Origin of the sequence: Janthinobacterium sp. SUN073 (assembly GCF_030397665.1) — a bacterium.
In the GTDB taxonomy this organism is placed as follows: Bacteria; Pseudomonadota; Gammaproteobacteria; order Burkholderiales; family Burkholderiaceae_D; genus Janthinobacterium.
On record NZ_JAPUBT010000001.1, the window covers coordinates 1,490,688 to 1,512,816 of the forward strand.

Genomic DNA, 22,129 nt, shown 5'->3' on the forward strand with positions numbered 1-22,129 from the left:
CCAGACCAAATCCCCGATTTGTCCTGCTTTACTGAAAAACATGCAACAGTCGCAAGCCCGTGAAAACCAGCATGCCGAATACAATGGTTTGCAACATATTGCGGCGGATCACGAAAAAGAGCGTGGCGGCAATCCCCGACAAGAGTTTCAAGTTAGACAATTCGAAGTACACTTGCTGCCCCTCCATCAGCATGTCGGGCGCGATGATGGCCGCCAGCGCGCAGGCCGGCGCATAGCGCAGCATCTCGCCCACGCGGCGCGGAATGGTGATGTGATGGCCGACCAGCCAGAAGGTGCTGCGCGTGGCGGCCGTGGCCACCACCAGCACGGCGATGGCGATCCACACGTCGGCCCTGCCCCAATCGATGCCGTCAAACATGGCGTTTGTTCCATTTCTCGGTCAATTCTTCCACGGCCATGGCGCTGACCATGCCCACCACGACGGCCACCAGCAAGCCCAGTTTATATGGCAAGCCATAGGCCAGCACGGCCACCGTGCCCGCCACCAGCACGCCGCACAGGGCCGCGCGGCTGAGGATCAGCGGCACCGTCACGCACAGGATCGCCAGGGTACCGGCAAAACCCAGCCCCCATTCGGCCGGCACGACGGCGCCCAGCACGATACCGATGAAGGAACCGATCTGCCAGGCCAGCCAGTTGGGGTAAATCAGCCCTTTGAGGAAGGGCAGCTTGGCCGGGTCCGGCGTTTCATGGGGGTAGCGCTGCAGGAACAGGCCCACCGTGATATCGCCCGCCACATAGCCGAGCGCAAAGCGCTGGCGCCACGGCAGATGGGAAAAATGCGGGGCCAGCAGCACGGAAAAGATGACAAAACGCAAATTGACGACGAGCGCCGTGGCGAAGATCACCCACACGGGCGCCTGCGCGGCCAGCAGAGGCAGCGAGGCGAGCTGGGCCGAGCCGGCAAAGACAAACAGGGTCATCGCCCCCGCCTGCGCTACCGTCAGGCCGCTTTTCACCATGGCCACGCCCACCACCATGCCCCAGGCGGCGATGCCCAGCAGGGTCGGCGCGCCCAGGTTCAGGCCGGCGCGCCAGGCGTCTTTCAGCAGGGCGTCGTCGCTGGCGGCCGGGACGGCGCTCGCGCGGGTGTTCACGCGAGCCCCCGACAGGCTGAGTGTGGTAACTGCACAACAATGGTGCGCGCAGTGGCGCTACGCAACGGTGATACCGGCAAGGCAAATCCAGTCAGTGTGGCGCTGCAGCTGCCATCTTTCCGCAAAAAAACCGCGCTGCAGCCGCAGATGATCGAGCCGCCATTTTAGCCATGATTTTTGCTGTCTGCCTGAATCCGTTAAAATCGTACTTTTGGCAGCAGCCGACTTCCTTCCATACAGCCTCACGGAGCATGACAAGATGACAAAAACCACCCAGCCAGCGGTCGAACTTGACGGTAAAGACTTGCCAGCCCACTGCCCTAACCCGGCCATGCCGCTGTGGTCGTCGCATCCGCGCGTGTTTCTGGAATTCAACAAAGACGGTATCGCCAAGTGCCCCTACTGCGGCACGGCGTATACCCTGAAGGAAGGCGCCAGCGCCGGCCATCATTAAACTGCCCAGCGGCGCGCCCCCAGCGCGCCGTTTTTATGTGCACCAGTCCGGAGTCGTCATGAAACGTCTGAAAGAACTCAATGGCAGCGCCGCCGAAGTCGAAGTGGCTTTCTACGATGCCTTGCACCGCGCCGACCTCGAAGCGCTGATGGCGCTGTGGGCCGACGATGAAGAGATCGTCTGCATCCACCCGGGCGGCGCGCGCCTGATCGGCCATGCCGCCATCCGCGCCTCGTGGGAAACCATTTTGACGGGCGGCGGCCTGCACATCGTGCCGACGCAGCTGCATGAAACGCACAATTTGATGAGCTCGGTGCACACCGTCATCGAAGGCATCACCGCCGAAGAAGGCGCTCCGGCGCATCTGCTGGCGACAAATGTGTACGTCAAGACGCCGCGCGGCTGGCGCATCGTGCTGCACCACGCCTCCGTCGCCCCCGGTGGTGCGCCGGCCGACGCCACGGGAACGCAGATCCTGCACTGATGTCTTTGCTTCTTTCCTATACCGCCCCGCTCTGGCTGCCTGGCGGCCACGCGCAGACGATTTATCCGGCCGTGTGCCTCGCCAAGCCAGCGGTGGCCTTCCGCCGCGAGCGCTGGCAGGCGCCCGATGGCGACTTCGTCGACGTCGACTTGGTCGACGGCCAGCCGGGCCAGCCCTTCGTGGTGCTGTTCCACGGCCTGGAAGGCTCATCGAACAGCCATTACGCGCGCGCCCTGATGGCCGAGGTGGCGGCGCGCGGCTGGTCGGGTGCCGTGCCGCATTTTCGCGGCTGCTCGGGCGAAGCCAACCTGGCGCCGCGCTTTTACCATTCGGGCGATGCGCAGGAAGTGGACTGGATCGTGCAGCGCCTGCGCCCGCGCGCGACGGGCAAGTTTTACGCGGCCGGCGTCTCGCTGGGCGGCAACGCCCTGCTGTGCTGGCTGGGCCAGTCGCAGCACCAGGCCGATTTCATCGATGCGGCGGCCGCCGTGTCCGCCCCGCTGGACCTGGCGCAAGGGGGCAAGGCCCTGTCTTCGGGAGCCAACCGGCTCTACACACGCATGTTTTTGAACACCTTGAAACCCAAATGCCTGGCCAAGCTGGAACAATTTCCCGGCCTGTTTGCGCGTGACGCCATGCTGGCCGCGCGCGACTTGCACGCCTTCGACAATGTCGTCACGGCACCGCTGCACGGCTACCGCGACGCCGACGATTACTGGCACCGCGCCAGCGCCAAGCACGTCTTGCCGGACATCACCGTGCCGACCCTGGTGCTCAATGCCCAGAACGATCCTTTCCTGCCCGGGCGCTACTTGCCGCGCAGCGCCGCGCCGCGGGTCACACTCGAATATCCGCGCCACGGCGGCCATGTCGGCTTTGCCACTGGCAAGTTGCCGGGAAGCACACGCTGGCTGCCGCAGCGCCTGATCCATTTTTTTGAAGGCGGCAACACGGCGCCCTCTTCCCCGCAAAGCTGTCACGCTGCTAGCTCGCAAACGCACACGGAAAACGCTACACATGGATGAACTCGTCAAACAGGCGCTGGCCAAATGGCCTAACGTACCCCACTGCTATGGCTGGCTGGGCCTGGATGCGCGCGGCCACTGGCGCATGCGCGACCAGCAGGCGCAACAGCAACAACTGCCCGGCGACAAGATCGCCCATACAGCGCTGTTGGGATTTATCAACCGCAATTACGCCCAGGATGAACGCGGTTGCTGGTTTTTCCAGAATGGCCCGCAGCGCGTGTATGTGAATCTGGAAGCGACGCCGTACATCGCCCGCAGCGACCCGCAGCACGGTTTTGTCTTGCAGACGGGCGCGCCGCTGGAACAGATCGAGCAAGTGTATTGGTGCGACGACGGCATGCTGATCTTGCGCCGCGGCGATATCGTGGCGCAGGTCGATGACCGCGACATTTCGCAAGTGCTGGACGCGCTGCACGTCGATGGACAGGTGGCCAGCGACGACGACTTGCTGGCCTGGCTGGAATTGCGCCAGGGTAGCTTGACTCTATTGCACGCGGACAAGCACATTGCCGTGCAGCCGCTGGCTTATGCCAGCGTGCCGCTCACCTTCGGCTTCCAGCCGGTGCCGCAAGCCGATCAAGACTAGCCCTTCTGGTCCTTGATCTGTTCGCGGCGCTTTTCCTGCAATTCGCGCTCGCGCGCATCGATCACCGCCTGGTCATAAAAGGTCGCGTCCGTCGACTTGCGGGCGATGGTCAGCTGGTCCAGCGCGGCCATGGTGGCGCCCTGCAGCACGTAGGATTCGGCCAGCGCCATGTGCTGCAAGGTCATCTTGCCCTGGTCCGCATAGGATTTCGCCAATAAATCATACAGTTCCGGCTCTTCCTTGTAGAGCTGCACCTGGTCGCGCAGATACAAGGTGGCCTGCTCCAGCTTGCCGGCAGCCATCAGCGCTTCCGCATACTGATGCGCAATGCCGCGCGAGAGGGGAAACTGCTGGCGCGCCGCATCGGCCGCCGTCAAAGCTTGCTGCGCCACTTCCTTCTTCTGCGCCGGCATCAACAGCACTTCCAGCCCCATCGCCGCCAGCAGCGAGTTCGGCGCCTGCGTGCCGCCCGAGGTAAACACATTCGGCCCGGCCGGCCGGTGCAGGGCGGCATTGGCGGCATCGAGTTCCTTCTGCGCATCAAACGGCTTGCCCTGCTTGACGGCGACAAAGGACAGGCCGTAATGGGCGGCCACCACCTGGAAGCGGCTTTGCTGTTCCAGCTGCGTCTTGAAGACGGCCTTGGCATTCAACAGGCCTTGCACGCTTTCATCCTGCAGCACGCGGGCACGCGCCCGGGCCAGGTGAAAACTCAGGCTGTCCGGACGCTGCTTGTAGGGTTGCTCGCGGATGCGCGCCTGGATGTCGGCGATGCGTTCCGTCGTCAGCGGGTGGGTCTGCAGATAGGCGGGCATCAGGTCGCTGTACGAGCGGCTGGCCGCCTGCATGCGGCCGAAGAAGGCCACCATGCCGGTGGTATCGAAACCGGCTTCGCCCATGATCTGGAAGCCGATGCGGTCGGCCTCGCGTTCGGCATCGCGGCCAAAATTGAGCTGGCGCTGGATGGCCAGGCCCTGGCCGGCGGCAAACACGCCCAGCGCCACATCGCCGCCCGCGCGCGATGCCAGCGCCGCCAGCAGCATGGCCGCCAGCGGCATCAGGGCATCCTGGCGCTGCTGGCCCAGCATGCGCGCGATATGGCGCTGCGCCACGTGGCCGATCTCGTGCGACAGCACGGACGCCAGTTCCGCCTCCGTTTGCGCCGCCAGCACCAGCGCCGAATGGACGCCGATGAAGCCGCCCGGCAAGGCAAACGCGTTCAACTGGGGATCGCGCACGGCAAAGAAGAAATAATCGTAATTCGTTTCGCCGCGCACGCTGGGGCGCGCCGCCACGAGGGCGTTGCCGAAAGTGTTCAGATATTCCAGCAGCGGGGCGTCATCGAGGTAGTCGCGGTCGCCGCGGATGCCGCGCATGATTTCCTCGCCGATCTTGCGCTCCATCGCCGGCGACAGGTCTTCGCGCGACGTATCGCCCAGATTCGGCAAGTTCGGCGCCGGCGGCACGGCCAGCGGCGTCCAGCTGCTGGCAGGCTTGGCCGCCGTGCTGGGGGCCGCCGCCACCGGCGCGGACGTATAGGTTTGCGCCAGCGCAAACGGCGCCGCCAGCCACAATGCAGCCAGCATGGATGCGCGCCGGGAGCGGCGCAGCCATGCCGGACCGGCGTTTTCAAGGATGATAGGAAGGGGAGTTTTTGAATTCACGGGTGCTATCATACCTTGTTAGCGGCGCCTATTCCCACGCGTGCCGCGCCCCACTCCTCACCTATTTTGACGCCATGACAACAGCAGACAAGCAAGCCCCCGCCGGGGAACTGACCCATTTCGACGCCACGGGCCAGGCCCATATGGTCGATGTGGGCAGCAAGGAAGACACGCGCCGCAGCGCCGTGGCCGCCGGCACCATCCGCATGCAGCCCGCCACCTTGGCATTGATCATTTCCGGCAATGCGAAAAAGGGCGACGTGCTGGGCATCGCCCGCATCGCCGCCATCATGGGCGCCAAGCGCACCAGCGACCTGATTCCCCTGTGCCACCCGCTGGCCCTCACGCGCGTCACCGTCGACTTCGAAGTGGAGGTAGCGGCCAACAGCGTGCACTGCCGCGCCCAGGTCGACACCACGGGCAAGACGGGCGTGGAAATGGAAGCGCTCACTTCCGTGCAGATCGGCTTGCTGACGATTTATGACATGTGCAAGGCCGTCGACCGGGGCATGGTCATGACGAATGTGCGCGTGCTGGAAAAGCATGGCGGCAAGTCGGGCGACTGGCACGCGCAGGTGTAATTATTTTGCCTGACGTGCAAGATGGATCTTGGCGCGGCGCACGTCGCGCAGCAGCCAGACGGCACTGACCAGGCACAGCACGATGATGGCCACGGACAGGGGCAAGTGGAATTGTTCCATCCCCGCCAGCGCAAAGCCGGCATGGATCAGACAGGTTCCCACGCCCAGCGCGGCGCACACACAAGCGTACAGGGCCGCCTGCGGGGTGGCCAGCAGCACGTGCCGGTAACCGACGAGCACCAGGGCAATCGCTGCCAGGTTAAACACCAGGAAACCCTGCACGCCGCCCGGCACATGAAACATCTCCCACTCTTTCCAGTAGGCAGCGTCGATTTGATGCAGCATAAGGAACAACATGGTCCAGAAGTAGCTGCGTGGCATAAGATTTACATTCGTCAATATTGACGCAATTGTAAAGCCAGAGGCGCGCACCGGTACGCGCACAGGGCATTTTTCTATGCGAATATGAATTTCATTGATATGAGTGCTTTTTCATCAAGAAATCATGCATACTGCGATTCGTCCATATCCAGATGAGCATCGCATGACTAGCAACAAGCCCGCCGCGGAAAGCAAGCTCCAGGACTTCGAATTCGAGGCGATGAATCTGCAGGTGGGCGGACGCATCCAGTTCATCACGCATCGCACCATCAAACCGATCCAGCATTTCTCGACCCTGATCGGCTACGTGAAAGACGAGTACCTGATCGTCAAGATCCCGATGGAAAACGGTGCGTCCATCGTGCTCAACGAAGGCGACAAGCTGACCATCCGCGTGTTTTCCGGCGTCACCGTGTGTTCGTTTGCCTGCAGCGTGCTGCGCATCTTTGGCCGCCCCCTCAATTATGTGCACTTGAGCTTTCCCGACGCCATCCAGGGCACCAGCCTGCGCACGGCCATGCGCGTGAAAGTGGACATTCCGGCGCAGCTGAGCTACCGCGACGTGGCGGCCGTGCCCGTGTTCATCGTCAACCTCAGCGTCTCGGGGGCGCTGATCGAGGCGCCCAGCATGCTCACGCCGGACGACGAGGGTGTAGCGCTCAGCTTTACCCTGCTGGTGCAGCCGAACAAGCATCAGATGCGCGTCAACACGCGCGCGCGCATCCAGAACGTCAGCGTGGGCAAGCCGTCGAATGGCAATGCGGCCGAGGTCGCCGAAATCTATACGTATGGCGTGCAATTCATCGACCTGGAACCGACCCACTACACCTTGCTGCAAAACCTCACCTACGAAGCGCTGATCGCGGACCGGCAAAAAATCGTCTGACACGGGCGCGCCAGGCACCGCTCACTGCGTCGCCACCACCTTGGGAATATTGTTCCTGGTAAGGGCTTCCTTCGCCGCCGCATTCGTCACGCTGGTGCTGTTAAACCAGCTCAGGCTGCTGGTGCCGAGCTGCAGCTCCATGCTCACCGTCTGGCCGCCCATGCCACTGCCCAGGTCGCCCGCCAGGGTCAGCTCGATATTGCCCTTGTCGACCTTGGCACTGGCCACTTCGCGCGTCGGGCTGAACACAGGAATGGCGCTGGGCGCGGCTGGCGTAGGTGTACTGCAGGCATCTGCCAGTCCACCGTTTTCCTGCACGCACAGGGCCACGGCTGTCTTCAGCGGTGCGGCCGCCGCCAGCACGTTGCTGACCTTGGCCCGCATCGTATAGTCGCCGTACTGGGGAATGGCCACGGCCGCCAGGATGCCTGCGATGGCCACCACGATCATCAGTTCTATCAGGGTAAATCCGCTCTGCGCGCGCATCGTCTTCTCCCACGGTACATTGCTCACGCCATGCACGGTGCAAGCGCCATGCCAGCGGCGCGCCCGGGCAGCGGCGGTACAGGTGGAAAGAAAAGCGACACTTTTGGGCGGGTTCGGACCAACTGCGTCGGCCCAGGCCGGGAGGTGGCCTGTCTTGCGGACAAAAAAAAGGAGCCGAAGCTCCTTTTTTGTACTGCGTGAACCAGGCTGAAATTACAGCATGGCTTTCAGCAGACGCGCCATTTCCGACGGGTTTTTGGTCACGGTGATGCCGCAAGCTTCCATGATTTCCAGCTTGGCTTGTGCCGTATCGGCACCGCCCGAGATCAGCGCGCCGGCGTGGCCCATGCGCTTGCCTGGAGGAGCGGTCACGCCAGCGATGAAGCCAACGACCGGTTTTTTCATGTTGTCTTTGATCCAATACGCCGCGTTGGCTTCGTCCGGACCGCCGATTTCGCCGATCATGATGACCGCGTCGGTATCTGGATCGTCATTGAACATCTTCATGATGTCGATGTGCTTCAGACCGTTGATCGGGTCGCCGCCGATGCCGACTGCCGACGATTGGCCCAGGCCCAGTGCGGTCAATTGACCGACCGCTTCATAGGTCAGGGTACCCGAACGCGATACCACGCCGATGCGGCCCTTTTTATGGATGTGACCTGGCATGATGCCGATCTTGATTTCGTCTGGCGTGATCAAGCCTGGGCAGTTAGGGCCCAGGAGCAGCGTTTTGCTGCCCGACTTGGCCATGCGGTCTTTCAAGGCCATCATGTCACGTACAGGAATGCCTTCGGTGATGCAAATGGCCAGATCCATTTCAGCTTCGACAGCTTCCCAGATCGCCGCTGCCGCGCCTGCTGGCGGCACGTAGATCACGGAAACGTTGGCGCCGGTTTCTTTTTTCGCTTCGGTGACGCTAGCGAAAATAGGAATGCCTTCGAAGTCTTCGCCGGCTTTCTTCGGGTTCACGCCTGCCACGAAGGCAGCTTTGCCGTTCGCGTAGTCGCGGCAACCGCGGGTGTGGAACTGGCCGGTCTTGCCGGTGATCCCTTGGGTTACGACTTTGGTATCTTTATTGATCAGAATGGACATGTTGATTCCTTAATTAAGCTTGACCGGCAGCAGCGGCAACGACGCTCTTGGCTGCATCTTCCATGGTGTCGGCTGCGATGATAGGCAGACCGGAATCGGCCAGCATCTTTTTGCCCAGATCTTCGTTGGTGCCCTTCATGCGCACCACCAGCGGTACGTTCAGCGAAACGGCTTTCACCGCGGCGATGACGCCTTCAGCGATCACGTCGCAACGCATGATGCCGCCGAAAATGTTCACCAGGATGGCTTTCAGGCCTGGGTTTTTCAGCATGATCTTGAACGCTTCGGTCACTTTTTCTGCCGTGGCGCCGCCGCCGACGTCCAGGAAGTTGGCTGGCTCGCCGCCGAACAGTTTGATCGTGTCCATGGTGGCCATGGCCAGGCCGGCGCCGTTCACCAGGCAACCGATGTTGCCGTCGAGCGAGATGTAGGCCAGGTCGAATTTCGACGCTTCGATTTCAGCTGGATCTTCTTCGTCCAGATCGCGCAGGGCGATGATTTCCGGGTGACGGAACAGGGCGTTCGGGTCAAAGTTGAACTTGGCGTCCAGGGCGATGACTTTGCCGCTGCCGGTGACGATCAGCGGGTTGATCTCGGCCAGCGAGCAATCGGTTTCCCAGTAGGCTTTGTACAGGCCTTGCAGGTTGACGCGGGCGTCGGCGATCGAACCGGCAGGCACGCCGATTTTGGCCGCGATGTCGTCTGCCTGGGCATCGGTCAGGCCGACGCTAGGCTCGATGGTGACGTGGTGGATCTTCTCTGGGTGGCTCTCGGCCACTTCTTCGATGTCCATGCCGCCTTCGGACGAAGCCATCAGGACGATTTTCTGGGTCACGCGGTCGGTGACCAGCGAAACGTACAGTTCTTGTTTGATGTCGGCGCCTTCTTCCACCAGCAGGCGGTTGACTTTCTGGCCTTCGGCGCTGGTCTGGTGCGTGATCAGCTGCATGCCCATGATCTGGTCAGCGTATTCTTTGACCTGTTCGATCGATTTTGCCACTTTCACGCCGCCGCCCTTGCCGCGGCCACCTGCGTGGATCTGCGCCTTGACGACCCATACCGGGCCGCCCAGGGTTTCCGCGGCCTTGACTGCCTCGTCGACGGACATGCACGGAATGCCGCGTGGTACCGTCACTCCGAATTGCCGGAGGATTTCTTTGGCTTGATACTCATGGATTTTCATGCTGGCTTCCCTTCTGATACTGATTTGTAAAAATACGGTTAGTGGTGCAAAAAAACAGGAAATACAGCGCCGGGGTCACGCTTTGGCTACCCAGCGCGGGTAGTACTGTGCAACCGCCCCGCCATCGGTGCGCAAGGCGTGACACTTGTCGAGTTGAAACGGCTTTTCATGCGACAAATCAGCATTCTCACCGTCACGGGTCGACCAGACATCGCCGGCAAATGCCTGAACCGTCGCAGTCGGCAAGACTTGCGCCAGTTCGGTCAAATGGGTACAGCCGGCGATTCCCGCCAGGCGCTGTTTCAAGTCGCGGCGGAAATTCTTCAATAAATTCAAACCGATCAGCGCCCTGTAAGCGGGGCCGATGGTATCGCAAAAACCGGGATAGGGCACGGCATCGGAGGCGGCTTCGGCCTCGACAATGGTCAGTTCGCGATCGACGGTAATGCGTAAATGGAGGTCATGCAGGGGAGTGCCGGCGGGACGGGGGCCGGAGGCCAGGGTCGCGTCATAGCTTTTGATATCAGTGATACGGGCGTCAATATCCCACAGGCCGTCGTCGCGCATATACGCTTGGACGTCGATAACGCGGGAGTGCCGTAAGGCGCGCCGGGATACGGGAGTTGACAGGGGCATAAGACCGATGCCGCTTGCGCGGCCAAAATTTAGTAAGCAGCCATGTGCATAAAGCACGCCGTTCGCAGCTTCTACGAACAGCAACCGCACCTGCGGCGCCGCAAAAACCCTAAAAGTGTAGCACATTGGGCGCAGGTTGCGCCGCAACATAATTTTTCATTGCATCGTTAAAAACATTTCAAATTATAAATAGAAAACAGTGATTTTCATGAAGTCATTCACGAAACAAATGATTGATATCATAAAACTCACTACCATTGCCATGCCGCGAGGTGCTTCGGCATCTGCATCAATCGGCCACGCCCAGCGTCTGCAGGATGGGCAGCACGGTGACGCGGAAGCTTTCCGCCTGCACGGCCAGTTCGGCCAGGTTGTCTTCTTCCGTCGTCAGCACTGTGCCATTGCGCACCATGGTTTGCTGCAGTGCGCGCAAAGCCTGCCAGGCAAATGCCGCCCAGGCCTCGGCCTCCTGATGCCCTTCCAGCCTGGCCAGCAGGAACAACTGTTGCAAATGCAACACACCGACGCCACCGCCCGTCACCGGACTGGCCAATGCGGCCAGGTCGGTGCGGCCCAGGGCCTTTTCCAGCAGATGCCGGTTCAGCTTGGCCGTGGCCGGTCGCGCCAATGCGATCGCCGCGTCATCCTGCACCGGCGAGATGCAAGCTTTATGTGCCAGCACCAGCAGCATCTGCAGCAGGCTGCCCAGGTCAGCCAGATAGGCGGGCAAACGCTGTTGCAGCTCGGCTATGGTATGGGGTTTGCCGTCACCGAGCAGCTCCAGCAGGGGGCCATACACGGCCGGGTCCAGATCGGCCTCGCCCAAGGCGCCCGTCACCTTCATGGAAATCTGCCCGACCGGCGCCACCAGCAGGATGCGTACGGCGCGCAATGCGGTAGCCTGTTCATGGGCGCTCAGCTTGCGACTGCCCTTGACCCAGTAATCCTGGCGAAACTGCCGGTTCATCATGAAATCGGCGGTGTTCTCGCGGAAAGTGGCATCCGGAATCTGCGCCAGGAAAGCCAGGTGTTCGGGCGAGAAATTGAGCGGGGCAACATGATCGGGGTAGGCGGCCGAACCGGCAAACTCGAGCTTGACCGCGGCCAGCACCGGCTTGATGGCCGAAAACGATACCGGTTGCCAGTAATGATTGAAGTATTCGTGGGACAGGTAGTTCGGGTCCTGCTCACTAATCTGTTGCAGCCGCAGGGCGATGGTGGGATTGGCCAGCAGGTAGCGCGGCTTGGTCTCCATCATGCGGTTGACGAAGGATAGCGCGCTGCCCACGCGCGTCAGGGAATCCTGCCCCGGCGCGCTCAGCACGCGGCTGTGCTGCTCCATCAGGTCGCGGATCGGCGCCATCGCCGCCCAGCCCGCCTGCGTGTTGTAGCTGATGTACAGCACGCCGCCCGGCCTGAGCTTGCGCGCCAGGAAGTCGCTGATATGCGCCTGGTTTTCCGGCGAGATCCAGCTCCAGATACCGTGCAGGGCGATGAAATCGAAGTCAGGCAGGTCGCTACGGGCACAAAAATCCTGGAACGATTGCTCCGACAGCACGGCGCCATTGCCGGAGACCTCGGCCAGTTCCTGCGCAAAGGCGGTCTGGGCCGGATTGAAATCGGTGCCATACCAGCGTGTGCAGGACGCCGCGGCATGGACATTGACGGTCATGCCCTGGCCAAACCCGAGTTCGCATGCGGTGCTGACCTTCGGCGGCTGTATGCCCCAGCTCAGCAGCAACAACTGTATGCGCAAGGGGTTCAATTCCGTGTAATAGCCGTAGGTGTATGCGGTTTCGGCCGTGTAGCCGGCATGCCAATTACTCATCAGGTGTCCCGTATATCAAGTAAAAAAGCTGGGACGCAACATGCGCAGCAGCAATTGGGCAGAATAACTGATCCTTGCTGTCAAGTTAATAAATATTACTCGTCTTCGGGCTCCAGGCCTTTCAAGGCCACCTGCACGGCGCGCTGCGAAAAGCCGCGTTGCATCAGGAAGCGCACCTGCTTGTTGCGCTGTTCGGCATCCTGCGCCACTTCACCGAATTTGCGGCGCCACACTTCGCAGGCGCGCGCGGTCTCGCCTTCGGCCAGGCCCGCCTTGAGTTCCTGCAGCGCTTCACCGCCGATGCCATGGCTTTGCAATTCCGCCATGATGCGGCTATTGCCAAAACGGGCCGAGCGGCGGTGGATCAGCGACTCGGAAAAGCGCTCCTGCGACAGCCAGTTGGCTTGCTCCAGGCTGTCGAGCAAGGCTTCCACATCGTCGCCTTCCTGCGCATGGCGCTGCAGCTTGCGCCGCAATTCCATGCGGCTATGCTCGCGCATCGACAGAAAGCGGAGCGCCCTGCCCTTCAGGCTTAGTTGTACTGCAGCCATACACCCACCTTGTCTTTCATTCCACGATCACAGCACCCAAACACAATCGCCGCCCGGCGCAACAGCGCGGGACGGCGACCAGGGTCCTACCTTGCGGCAAGCCATGCGTAGGTCGGATCAGGCCCCTTGGGCCGTCATCCGACAACATTGTTGGCGTCTGATCCGACAACATTGTTGACGTCTGTGGTGTTGTCGGATTACGCGCGGCTTTGCCGCGCTAATCCGACCTACTCTGCCTTGGCTTCCGCCTTGGCAGCCTTGTCAGCGGCTTTATCCGCTTTTTCCGGCTTTTCAGCAGCCAGCGGCGGCAGTTCACGCACGCCCAGCGAAGCGCGAACCTTGTTTTCAATTTCGCGGGCCAGCGCCGGACGCTCTTGCAGGAAGGCGCGGGCGTTGTCCTTGCCCTGGCCGATGCGTTCGCCGTTGTAGCTGTACCACGAACCGGATTTTTCCACGATCTTGGCATCCGAGCCCAGGTCCAGGATTTCGCCTTCGCGCGAGGTGCCGGCACCGTACAGGATGTCGAAGTGCGCTTCCTTGAACGGTGGCGCGATCTTGTTCTTGACGACCTTGACCTTGGTTTCGTTGCCGATCACTTCATCGCCGGACTTGATCGAGCCGGTGCGGCGGATATCGAGGCGCACGGAGGCGTAGAATTTCAGCGCATTGCCGCCGGTGGTGGTTTCAGGACTGCCGAACATCACGCCGATCTTCATGCGGATCTGGTTGATGAAGATAACCAGGGTATTCGTGCGGTTGATGGAACCGGTCAATTTACGCAGGGCTTGCGACATCAGGCGCGCTTGCAAGCCTGGCAGGGAATCGCCCATGTCGCCTTCGATCTCGGCGCGTGGCGTCAGTGCGGCCACGGAGTCGATGACGACCAGGTCGACGCTGCCCGAACGCACAAGGGCGTCGCAGATTTCCAGCGCCTGCTCGCCCGTGTCCGGTTGCGAGATCAGCAATTCATGCAGGTTCACACCCAGCTTTTGCGCGTAACCGACGTCGAGCGCGTGCTCGGCATCGATAAAGGCGCACGTGCCGCCGAGTTTTTGCATTTCAGCAATGGTTTGCAGGGTCAGCGTGGTTTTACCCGACGATTCAGGACCGTAGATTTCCACCACGCGGCCGCGCGGCAAGCCGCCCACGCCCAGCGCGATATCGAGGCCGAGCGAACCGGTCGACACGACTTGCACTTCTTCGATCACCGCGCTGGCATCCATGCGCATGACCGAACCTTTGCCAAACTGCTTCTCGATCTGCGCCAGTGCGGCGGCGAGCGCCTTGGCTTTTTCCGATGCGGGTACTACAGCTTTTTTATCGTCCATATGTTCTTTCAGCCGTTCTACAGTTGCGGACTCAGTGGAATCCGGCAGCCTGCGATAGCGCCAGTGGGTTAAATTCTTTACACAGACAGTACTGTATAAAAAAACAGTGATCAATGCAAGCGGAACGTGGATTTGTTTTGAAACAGATCAATACAAGCCTGTTTTTCACAAAAATTCGCCACCTTGCGGAAAATGAAACACAATACAGACTTCAGATGTCCTGATGTTGCAAGCATAGGAAGTGCACCATGCGTATTTTACTTGCCGAAGATGACAGCGTGCTGGCCGATGGCCTGACCCGCTCGCTGCGCCAGTCCGGTTATGCCATCGACTACGTCAAGACCGGCCAAGAGGCCGATACGGCCCTGTCCACCCAGGAATTCGACCTGCTGATCCTCGACCTGGGCCTGCCGAAGATGTCCGGCCTGGAGGTGCTGCGCCGCCTGCGCGCGCGCGCCTCGCTGCTGCCGGTGCTGATCCTGACGGCCGCCGATTCCATCGAACAACGCGTGAATGGCCTCGACCTGGGTGCCGATGATTATATGGCCAAGCCGTTCGCCCTGTCGGAACTGGAGGCAAGAGTGCGCGCCCTGACGCGCCGCGGCGCCGGTGGCGGCGCCACCGTCATCAAGCACGGCCCCCTCAGCTACGACCAGGTAGGGCGCAGCGCCTACATCAACGACCAGATGCTCGACCTGTCGGCGCGCGAACTGGGCTTGCTGGAAATCCTGCTGGGCCGCACCGGCCGCCTCGTCTCGAAAGAGCAGCTGGTCGACCATCTGTGCGAATGGGGCGAAGAAGTGTCAAACAACGCCATCGAAGTGTATGTGCACCGCTTGCGCAAGAAGATCGAGGTGGGCGGCGTGCGCATCGCCACCGTGCGCGGTCTCGGCTATTGCCTGGAAAAATACTCGGAAGCGGCGCGCCTGAACGCCGAAGCGGGCGAGGCGGCAGGCCCGGCCAGCGGACCCGCCAGCAAGTGAAGGCGCGCGAAGCGCCAGCGGACGAGGTGGACGACGACGACTGGTTCGAGCCGCCCACCACGGAGCAGGATGACACCATCGAGCATTCGCTGTTTGGCGAAATCCTCGACTGGATGCTGGCGCCCTTGCTGCTGCTGTGGCCGATGAGCATCGCCATCACCTACCTGGTGGCCAAGGGCATCGCCAATCAACCGTTCGACCATGCGCTGGAAGACAGCGTGACGGTGCTGACGCAGCAGGTCAAGCAAGCCGACGGCGCGATGCTGCGCCGCATGCCGGACAAAAACAGCAATAACAAGGGCCGCGACTTCCTGCGCGGCGACGATGTCGACACCCTGTATTACCTGGTGGTGGGCGGGCGCGGCGAATACCTCGACGGCGACCGCGACTTGCCGCCGCCGCAAGACCCCGACAAATACCGCAGTGGCATGGTGCTGTTTCGCAACGACACCATCCACGGCACGCCCATACGCGTGGCGTTCAGCTATCTCGACATGCCGTCCGGCAGCGACGACGAATCGCGCCGCACGCTGGTGCAAGTGGCCGAGACGCTGGAAAAACGCGCCCAGCTGGCCAACGAAATCATCAAGGGCGTGATCTTGCCGCAGTTCATCATCCTCCCCGTGATCCTGGCCCTGGTCTGGTTTGCCCTGGCGCGCGGCCTGTCGCCGCTGGCGCAATTGCAGGAACGCATACGCGCCCGGCCGCCCGACGACCTCTCCCCCATCGAATCGGGCCAGGTGCCTGAGGAAATCACGCCATTGGTCGGTTCGCTCAACGAGATGCTGGCGCGACTATCGCTGTCGATCGACATGCAGAAACGCTTCATCGCCGATGCGGCGCACCAGATGAAAACGCCGCTGGCCGGCATGCGCATGCAATCCGAGCTGGCCCTGCGCCAGACCGACCACGACGAGATTCACCGCTCGCTGCTGCAACTGGCGAAAAGTTCGGAAGCGGCCACGCGCCTGGTAAACCAGCTGCTGGCCCTGGCGCGCGCGGAAAACCAGCCGCAGGCGGGCACGGCGTTCGAACCGATCGAGCTGAGCGAACTGGCGCGCGGCGTGGTGCAGGACTGGGTGCAAGCCTCGTTTGCCCAGCATATCGACCTGGGCTTCGAGCAGCCCGCGTATTCGATCATGATTTCCGGCAATGCCATGATGCTGCGTGAACTGCTGAGCAATCTGATCGACAATGCCCTGCGCTACACGCCGGCCGGCGGCAGCGTCACAGTCCGCGTGCGCAGCACCCTGGAACTGGCCATCCTGGAAGTGGAAGATACGGGCCCCGGCATACCGCAGGCCGAGCGCGCGCACGTGTTCGAACGCTTTTACCGCATTCTCGGCAGCAATGTCGATGGCAGCGGCCTGGGCTTGGCCATCGTGCGCGAGATTGCCCAGCAGCATGGCGCCGAAGTCGATATTTTTAACAATCCGCGCGCGCACTCGCCGAAGCTGCCGGGCACCCTGCTGCGCCTGAGCATCGCCCTGCTGTTGCCGGACGCGCCAGAAGAGGATGACATCACGTATGGATAAGCCCAGCCTTCCCGCAGCGCCGCCGCGGCCGGCGCGCACGCCCAGCCCCGAGCTGCAGGCGCGCCTCGACGTGCACTGGCACAAGACGCGGCGCCTGACGGCCATCCTGCTGCTGATCTGGCTGCTGACGGGCTTCCTGACCGTGTTTTATGCGCGTGAACTGTTGCACCTGAACCTGTTCGGCTGGCCGCTGCCTTTCTATATGGCGGCCCAGGGCGCCTCGCTGGTGTACCTGGCCATCATCGCCTTCTATGCCTGGCGCATGCGACGCCTGGACCGGGATTTTCATGCTGCGGAGCAAACATGAGCGGCCAGCGCAGCTTCTTTGCACGGCTGTGCCGCTACTACCTGCTGTTTACGGCCGGTTTCGCCGCCTTCCTGCTGGCCCTGTCGGTGCTGGAACAGGAAGGCATGCCGCGCGCCTGGATCGGCTACCTGTTCATGCTGGTCACCATCACCCTGTACGCCACCATCGGCGTCATCAGCCGCACCTCGAACGTCACCGAATACTATGTGGCGGGGCGCAGGGTGCCGGCCATGTTCAACGGCATGGCCACGGCCGCCGACTGGATTTCGGCCGCCAGCTTCATCAGCCTGGCCGGCGGCCTGTATCTGAACGGCTTCGACGGTCTGGCCTTCATCATGGGCTGGACGGGTGGCTATTGCCTGGTGGCGCTATTGATCGCGCCCTACCTGCGCAAGTTCAGCCAGTACACGATTCCCGACTTCCTCGCCGCCCGCTACGGCAGCGGCACCGACAAACGGGGTGCCAGCGTGCGCGTGGTGGCAGTGGCCGCCACCATCATCGTATCGTTTACGTATGTGGTGGCGCAGATCTACGCCGTCGGCCTGATCGCCTCGCGCTTCACGGGCGTGGATTTTTCCGTCGGCATCTTCCTGGGCCTGGCCAGCATCCTCGTCTGCTCCTTTCTGGGCGGCATGCGTGCCATCACCTGGACGCAGGTGGCGCAATACATCATCATCCTCGTCGCCTTTCTGATTCCCGCCATGTGGCTGTCGGTCAAGCATGCGGACAATCCCGTGCCGCAGATCGCCTATGGCAAGGTGTTGCCGCAACTGAGCGCGCGCGAACACGTGCTGGAAACGGATCCGAAAGAAAACGAAGTGCGCGCCATCTTCCGCCAGCGCGCACAAAGCTACCAGGCGCGCATCGCCGGCTTGCCCGGTTCCTGGGAGCAAGGCCGGCTGGCGGCCCAGCGCCAGCTCGATAGTTTACGCCAGCGCAATACCTCGCTGTTCGATATCCGCAACGCGGAGCGCTACCTGATCGCCTATCCGAAAAGCCCGGACGAGGCACGCGTGCTGTGGCAGGCGGCGCAGGTACAAAATCAGAAACGCGCCGAACCCATCATTCCGCACGCGCAGCCGTTTCCCGCCGCCGACCGCGAGCAGTCCGACATCAAGCGCAACAATTTCCTGGCCCTCGTGTTTTGCATGATGATGGGCACGGCCGCCCTGCCGCATATCCTCATGCGATCCTACACCACGCCCTCCGTGCACGAAACGCGCGTCTCCGTCTTCTGGGCCCTGTTTTTCATCTTGTTGATCTATCTCACGATTCCCGCGCTGGCCGTGCTGGTCAAGTACGATATTTACTCGGCACTGGTAGGCACGCAATACACGAACCTGCCCACCTGGGTATCGTACTGGGCCAATGTGGACAAGCTCAGTCCCCTGATCAGCATCGTCGACGTCAACCGCGACGGCATCGTGCAACTGGCGGAAATTTCCATCGATGCCGACGTGCTGGTGCTGGCCACGCCCGAGATCGCCGGCCTGCCCTACGTGATTTCCGGCCTGGTGGCGGCCGGCGGCCTGGCCGCCGCCCTGTCGACGGCCGACGGCTTGCTGCTGGCCATTTCAAATGCCCTGTCGCACGACATCTATTACAAGGTGGTCGATCCCAGCGCCTCGACGCAAAAGCGCGTGACGATTTCCAAATTGCTGCTGCTGGCCGTGGCCTTCATCGCCGCCTATGCGGCTTCGCAAAAGCCGGCCGATATCCTGTCGCTGGTGGGCGTAGCGTTTTCCCTGGCCGCCTCGACCCTGTTCCCGCCGCTGGTGCTGGGCGTGTTCTGGAAACGCGCCAATTACCAGGGCGCGCTGGCCGGCATGTTCACGGGCTTTGGCGTCTGTCTCTACTACATGCTGCACACGAGCGCCATGCTGGGTGGCAATGCCAGCGGACAATGGTTCCATATCGCACCCATTTCCGCCGGCATCTTCGGCGTGCCGGCCGGCCTGGCCGCCGCCGTGCTGGTCAGCTGGCTGACGCCGGCGCCAGGGCGGCGCAGCACGGGGCTGGTGGAACATATCCGGGCGCCGGAATGAAGACCTAAAAAATAACGTACAGAAACATCCTGAGAGACTGCATCAATGTTAATCTTGTGGAAATGGTGCTCAAATGACTACCACATTTCGCAACACCATATGGAGCATGGATGCGGTCCAGTCTTGCCAGTCTTCTCTGCGCCATCGGCGCCCCGCTTTTCCTGCTACTGTCTGCCGCCAGCCACGCGAACGACGACGGGGCAACCGTCACCGTCACGGCAGCCTTACCCATGGAGCAGTTTTTCGAGAATGCCGCGCTGAGCGGCGCCCTGCTGTCGCCCGATGGACGCCAGCTGGCCCTGCGCGTGGTTCCCAGCGACGGACACGACCGCCTGGCCGTGCTCGACCTGGCCAGCATGCGCATGCAGCCCGCGGCCGGCTTCACCGACGCCGCGATAGGTGATTTCCTGTGGGTCAATGAGCGGCGCCTGGCCTTCCGCCTGACGGACCGTTGGCAAGGCCAGGGACGCAGCCGCTACGGTTCGGGCCTGTACGCCGTCAACAGCGATGGCAGCGCGTTTCGCCAGCTTGCCGCGCGCCAAAGTACGCGGCAGTCGAAAGCCGGACGAACCTTGCTGCCACCAAATACGATCTTGATGGAAAGTATCGGCGACCAGCGCGGCACCGCCATCCATGTGCTGCAAACCGAGCATGGCGAACACGGCGCCGTGCAGTCGGCAACGCTGCTGCACCTCGATAGCGTCAATGGCAACCATACGGAAATCGACGCCCCCGCCGGTATCCGCTACTGGTTGTATGACCAGGGCGGCCAGGCGCGCATCGCCACGGCCCAGACCGATGACCAGAACCGCGTGTACTGGCGCGATCCCGCCACGGAACAATGGCAGTTGCTGGCGCAATTCGATCCGCGCAGCAACGCAAAAGACGTCTTCGAACCTGCTTTCCTGACGCCGGACGGCCACTTCTATGTCAGCGCCAGGAATGGCGGCGACAAGGCGGCGCTGTACCGTTACAACCTGCAGACAAGGCAACGCGACGCGCAGCCTGCCGTGGCCTCGCCCGATCACGATATCCGCGCCAGCATGGTGCGCAGCAATACCCGCCTGCTGGGCATCCGCTACACCACCGACACGGAAACCACCGTCTGGCTTGATGAGGACATGCAAGCCGTGCAAAAGAGTGTCAACGCCCTGCTGCCCACCACCGTCAACACCCTGAGCGTGGGCACGCGCAGCGAAACGCCCTTCGTGCTCGTAGCCAGCTGGTCGGACACCCAGCCCGCCATCTACCATCTGTACCAGCGCGACACGGGCCGGCTCACGGTCCTGGCCAAGTCGCGTCCCGGCGTAAACGCCGCGCGCATGTCTGCAAAGCAATTGCAGCACTACACGGCGCGCGATGGCCTGCGCATCCCCGCCTGGCTGACCCTGCCCAAGGCCGGCGCCGGCAAGGCACAGGCCGCGCGGCTGCCGTTGATCGTGTTCGTGCATGACGGTCCCTGGCAACGCGGCACTTGGGGCTGGAGCGGCGAGGCGCAGTTTCTCTCCTCGCGCGGCTACGCCGTGCTGGAACCCGACTACCGCGGCAGCGAAGGCCTGGGCGACGCGCATTTCCGCGCTGGCTGGAAGCAATGGGGGCTGGCCATGCAGGACGACCTGGCCGATGGCGTACGCTGGGCCATCGCACAAGGCTACGCCGATCCGCGCCGCGTCTGCATCGTCGGCACCGGCTATGGCGGCTACGCTGCGCTGATGGGGCTGGCCAGGGATGGCGAGCTGTACCGCTGCGGCGTGGCCCTGTCCGCAGTGACCGAGCTGGAGACCATCGCCGACGGACGCTGGCGCGTCGGCGCCAGCCTGTACGAGCGCTACGACCGCTATCCCGCCAGCAGCCTGATAGGCGAGGCCCCCCGCGATGCAGCCCAGTGGCGCGCCAGCTCGCCCCGCCATGTGGCCGCGCGCATCACGCAGCCCGTGCTGCTGGCGCATGGACAGCTCGACCGTCGCGTTTCCGCCAGCGACGCAGCCAGCCTGTACCAGGCCATCCGGCAAGGCAACCCGAACGCGGAATGGCTGCGCTACGACGATGAAGCCCAGGGCTTGACACTGCCCGGCAACCGCATCGACTTCTGGCGCAAAGTCGAGCAATTCCTGGCCCGCCACAATGGCCCTCGCTAACCCTGATCCTGCTCTTCCATGACCTTATCGCATTTCCTGCGCGCCGCCCTGGCGGCCGTTTTCCTCGTCGCCACGAACGTCGGCCTTCTTTTCGAATCCCGAATTCAGCGGCGCCCTGCTCTCGCCCGAGGCGCGCTACCTGGCCGTGAAGGTCAATGCGGCCCGTATGTCCGCGGCAGCTCCTGGCAATGGAATGCCGAAGTGCAATTTCTTGCCTCGCGTGGTTATGCTGTGCTGCAACCGGAATTTCGCGGCAGCACAGGCTTTGGCGCCAAGCATTTTCGGGCCGGCTGAAAACAATGGGGTTTGAAGATGCAGGACGATCTTGCCGATGGCGCGCACTGGGCCATCGCCGGCGCCAGCTATGGCGGCTATGCCGCTTTGATGGGCCTGGTCAACGATCCCGACCTGTTCCGCTGCGCCGTCGACTGAGTGGGCGTGACCGACATTAACCTGCTGTATAGCGGCCACTGGAGCTTCAAGTCCGACCTCGGCGATGACTGGAAACAGTACGGCATGCCCGAACTGATTGGCGACCAGACGGCCAACGCGGCCCAGTTCCAGGCCACCTCGCCCATCGCTCAGGCTGCGCGCATCACCCAGCCCCTGCTGCTGGCATACGGCGCCGCCGACCAGCGGGTGCCGCTGTACCACGGCAAGCAGTTTTATGCGCCGTCAAACAGCACAACCGCGATGTCGAATGGGTGGTCTACGACGAGGAAGGCCATGGCTGGACGCTGCCGCAGAATCGCATCGACTTCTGGGGCCGGGTGGAAAAATTCCTCGACAGAACTATCGGAAAAGACAGCGCCCCGGCAAAAAAGGAGTAGGC

Annotated in this window: 22 protein-coding genes and 1 pseudogene; 12 read left to right on the forward strand and 11 right to left on the reverse strand. The window is 62.3% G+C overall.

The genetic code is table 11. The features are described from left to right. Nucleotides 1-28: 28 nt before the first annotated feature. Complete coding sequence (locus O0882_RS06765; RefSeq protein ID WP_096237993.1) at nt 29-379, reverse strand: AzlD domain-containing protein; 351 nt, start codon at nt 377-379, stop codon at nt 29-31. Next, nucleotides 372-1,118, reverse strand: coding sequence for an AzlC family ABC transporter permease (locus O0882_RS06770; protein ID WP_289946346.1), 747 nt, complete (start codon nt 1,116-1,118; stop codon nt 372-374). The genes O0882_RS06765 and O0882_RS06770 overlap by 8 nt, the downstream gene beginning before the upstream one ends. Nucleotides 1,119-1,377: 259 nt before the next feature. On the opposite strand from O0882_RS06770, the gene O0882_RS06775 reads away from it, so the two are divergent. From O0882_RS06775 to O0882_RS06790, 4 genes are read left to right on the forward strand one after another with little or no spacing between them, the layout of a single operon-like run. Beyond that, complete coding sequence (locus O0882_RS06775; RefSeq protein ID WP_070220739.1) at nt 1,378-1,572, forward strand: zinc-finger domain-containing protein; 195 nt, start codon at nt 1,378-1,380, stop codon at nt 1,570-1,572. A gap of 58 nt (nt 1,573-1,630) precedes the next feature. Beyond that, entirely contained in the window at nt 1,631-2,056 is a 426-nt protein-coding gene (locus O0882_RS06780; RefSeq protein WP_289946350.1) for a nuclear transport factor 2 family protein, read from the forward strand. Beyond that, a complete protein-coding gene (locus tag O0882_RS06785; RefSeq protein WP_289946352.1) occupies nt 2,056-3,081 on the forward strand; it encodes an alpha/beta fold hydrolase in 1,026 nt (341 codons plus the stop codon). Before O0882_RS06780 ends, O0882_RS06785 begins: the two co-directional genes overlap by 1 nt. Then, nucleotides 3,074-3,670, forward strand: a complete 597-nt coding sequence (locus O0882_RS06790) for a DUF2946 family protein (protein WP_289946353.1) — start codon at nt 3,074-3,076, stop codon at nt 3,668-3,670. Before O0882_RS06785 ends, O0882_RS06790 begins: the two co-directional genes overlap by 8 nt. Here the strand turns inward: O0882_RS06790 and O0882_RS06795 are convergent. Then, a complete protein-coding gene (locus O0882_RS06795) occupies nt 3,667-5,256 on the reverse strand; it encodes a M48 family metalloprotease (RefSeq protein ID WP_289946355.1) in 1,590 nt (529 codons plus the stop codon). The genes O0882_RS06790 and O0882_RS06795 overlap by 4 nt on opposite strands. Before the next feature lie 152 nt (nt 5,257-5,408). Here O0882_RS06795 and moaC point away from each other — a divergent pair, with 152 nt between their 5' ends. After that, complete coding sequence (gene moaC, locus O0882_RS06800; protein ID WP_289946357.1) at nt 5,409-5,915, forward strand: cyclic pyranopterin monophosphate synthase MoaC; 507 nt, start codon at nt 5,409-5,411, stop codon at nt 5,913-5,915. On the opposite strand, the gene O0882_RS06805 is transcribed toward moaC, so the two are convergent. Then, the gene (locus tag O0882_RS06805; protein ID WP_354670247.1) at nt 5,916-6,296 is read right to left on the reverse strand and encodes a DUF6713 family protein; all 381 of its coding nucleotides are present in this window, start codon (nt 6,294-6,296) and stop codon (nt 5,916-5,918) included. It lies immediately after the preceding gene. Nucleotides 6,297-6,459: 163 nt separating this feature from the next. On the opposite strand from O0882_RS06805, the gene O0882_RS06810 reads away from it, so the two are divergent. Then, nucleotides 6,460-7,182, forward strand: a complete 723-nt coding sequence (locus O0882_RS06810; protein ID WP_289946360.1) for a flagellar brake protein — start codon at nt 6,460-6,462, stop codon at nt 7,180-7,182. A gap of 21 nt (nt 7,183-7,203) precedes the next feature. Here the strand turns inward: O0882_RS06810 and O0882_RS06815 are convergent, their stop codons facing one another. The 7 genes from O0882_RS06815 to recA form a co-directional block, all read right to left on the reverse strand. Further along, nucleotides 7,204-7,668 (reverse strand): pilin, encoded by a 465-nt coding sequence (locus O0882_RS06815; protein ID WP_289946361.1) that lies wholly within the window; start codon nt 7,666-7,668, stop codon nt 7,204-7,206. Nucleotides 7,669-7,881: 213 nt separating this feature from the next. Next, a complete protein-coding gene (sucD, locus tag O0882_RS06820; protein ID WP_065306949.1) occupies nt 7,882-8,763 on the reverse strand; it encodes a succinate--CoA ligase subunit alpha in 882 nt (293 codons plus the stop codon). A 13-nt stretch (nt 8,764-8,776) separates the two neighbouring features. After that, complete coding sequence (gene sucC, locus O0882_RS06825; protein ID WP_099761992.1) at nt 8,777-9,946, reverse strand: ADP-forming succinate--CoA ligase subunit beta; 1,170 nt, start codon at nt 9,944-9,946, stop codon at nt 8,777-8,779. Between the two features lie 75 nt (nt 9,947-10,021). Next, on the reverse strand, nt 10,022-10,582 hold the full coding sequence (locus tag O0882_RS06830) for a DUF2889 domain-containing protein (RefSeq protein ID WP_219132569.1): 561 nt from the start codon (nt 10,580-10,582) through the stop codon (nt 10,022-10,024). A gap of 289 nt (nt 10,583-10,871) precedes the next feature. Beyond that, nucleotides 10,872-12,410 (reverse strand): class I SAM-dependent methyltransferase, encoded by a 1,539-nt coding sequence (locus O0882_RS06835; protein ID WP_289946363.1) that lies wholly within the window; start codon nt 12,408-12,410, stop codon nt 10,872-10,874. A gap of 95 nt (nt 12,411-12,505) precedes the next feature. Beyond that, entirely contained in the window at nt 12,506-12,961 is a 456-nt protein-coding gene (recX, locus tag O0882_RS06840) for a recombination regulator RecX (RefSeq protein ID WP_289946364.1), read from the reverse strand. Between the two features lie 227 nt (nt 12,962-13,188). Then, nucleotides 13,189-14,289, reverse strand: coding sequence for a recombinase RecA (recA, locus tag O0882_RS06845; RefSeq protein ID WP_096238005.1), 1,101 nt, complete (start codon nt 14,287-14,289; stop codon nt 13,189-13,191). Between the two features lie 248 nt (nt 14,290-14,537). Between recA and O0882_RS06850 the strand changes: the two genes are divergently transcribed. The 6 genes and pseudogenes from O0882_RS06850 to O0882_RS06875 form a co-directional block, all read left to right on the forward strand. Beyond that, the gene (locus tag O0882_RS06850; protein ID WP_071075323.1) at nt 14,538-15,272 is read left to right on the forward strand and encodes a response regulator transcription factor; all 735 of its coding nucleotides are present in this window, start codon (nt 14,538-14,540) and stop codon (nt 15,270-15,272) included. Beyond that, nucleotides 15,269-16,807 carry a sensor histidine kinase gene (locus O0882_RS06855; protein ID WP_289946367.1) on the forward strand — a complete coding sequence of 513 codons (1,539 nt, stop codon included), beginning with the start codon at nt 15,269-15,271 and terminating at the stop codon, nt 16,805-16,807. The genes O0882_RS06850 and O0882_RS06855 overlap by 4 nt, the downstream gene beginning before the upstream one ends. Then, on the forward strand, nt 16,800-17,114 hold the full coding sequence (locus O0882_RS06860) for a DUF4212 domain-containing protein (protein ID WP_289946369.1): 315 nt from the start codon (nt 16,800-16,802) through the stop codon (nt 17,112-17,114). Before O0882_RS06855 ends, O0882_RS06860 begins: the two co-directional genes overlap by 8 nt. Next, complete coding sequence (locus tag O0882_RS06865) at nt 17,111-19,159, forward strand: sodium:solute symporter family protein (protein ID WP_289946370.1); 2,049 nt, start codon at nt 17,111-17,113, stop codon at nt 19,157-19,159. The genes O0882_RS06860 and O0882_RS06865 overlap by 4 nt, the downstream gene beginning before the upstream one ends. 110 nt (nt 19,160-19,269) lie before the next feature. Further along, nucleotides 19,270-21,297, forward strand: a complete 2,028-nt coding sequence (locus O0882_RS06870; protein ID WP_289946371.1) for an alpha/beta fold hydrolase — start codon at nt 19,270-19,272, stop codon at nt 21,295-21,297. Between the two features lie 159 nt (nt 21,298-21,456). Then, nucleotides 21,457-22,127: pseudogene (locus tag O0882_RS06875) on the forward strand (prolyl oligopeptidase family serine peptidase); the annotation flags it as partial. Nucleotides 22,128-22,129 lie beyond the last annotated feature (2 nt).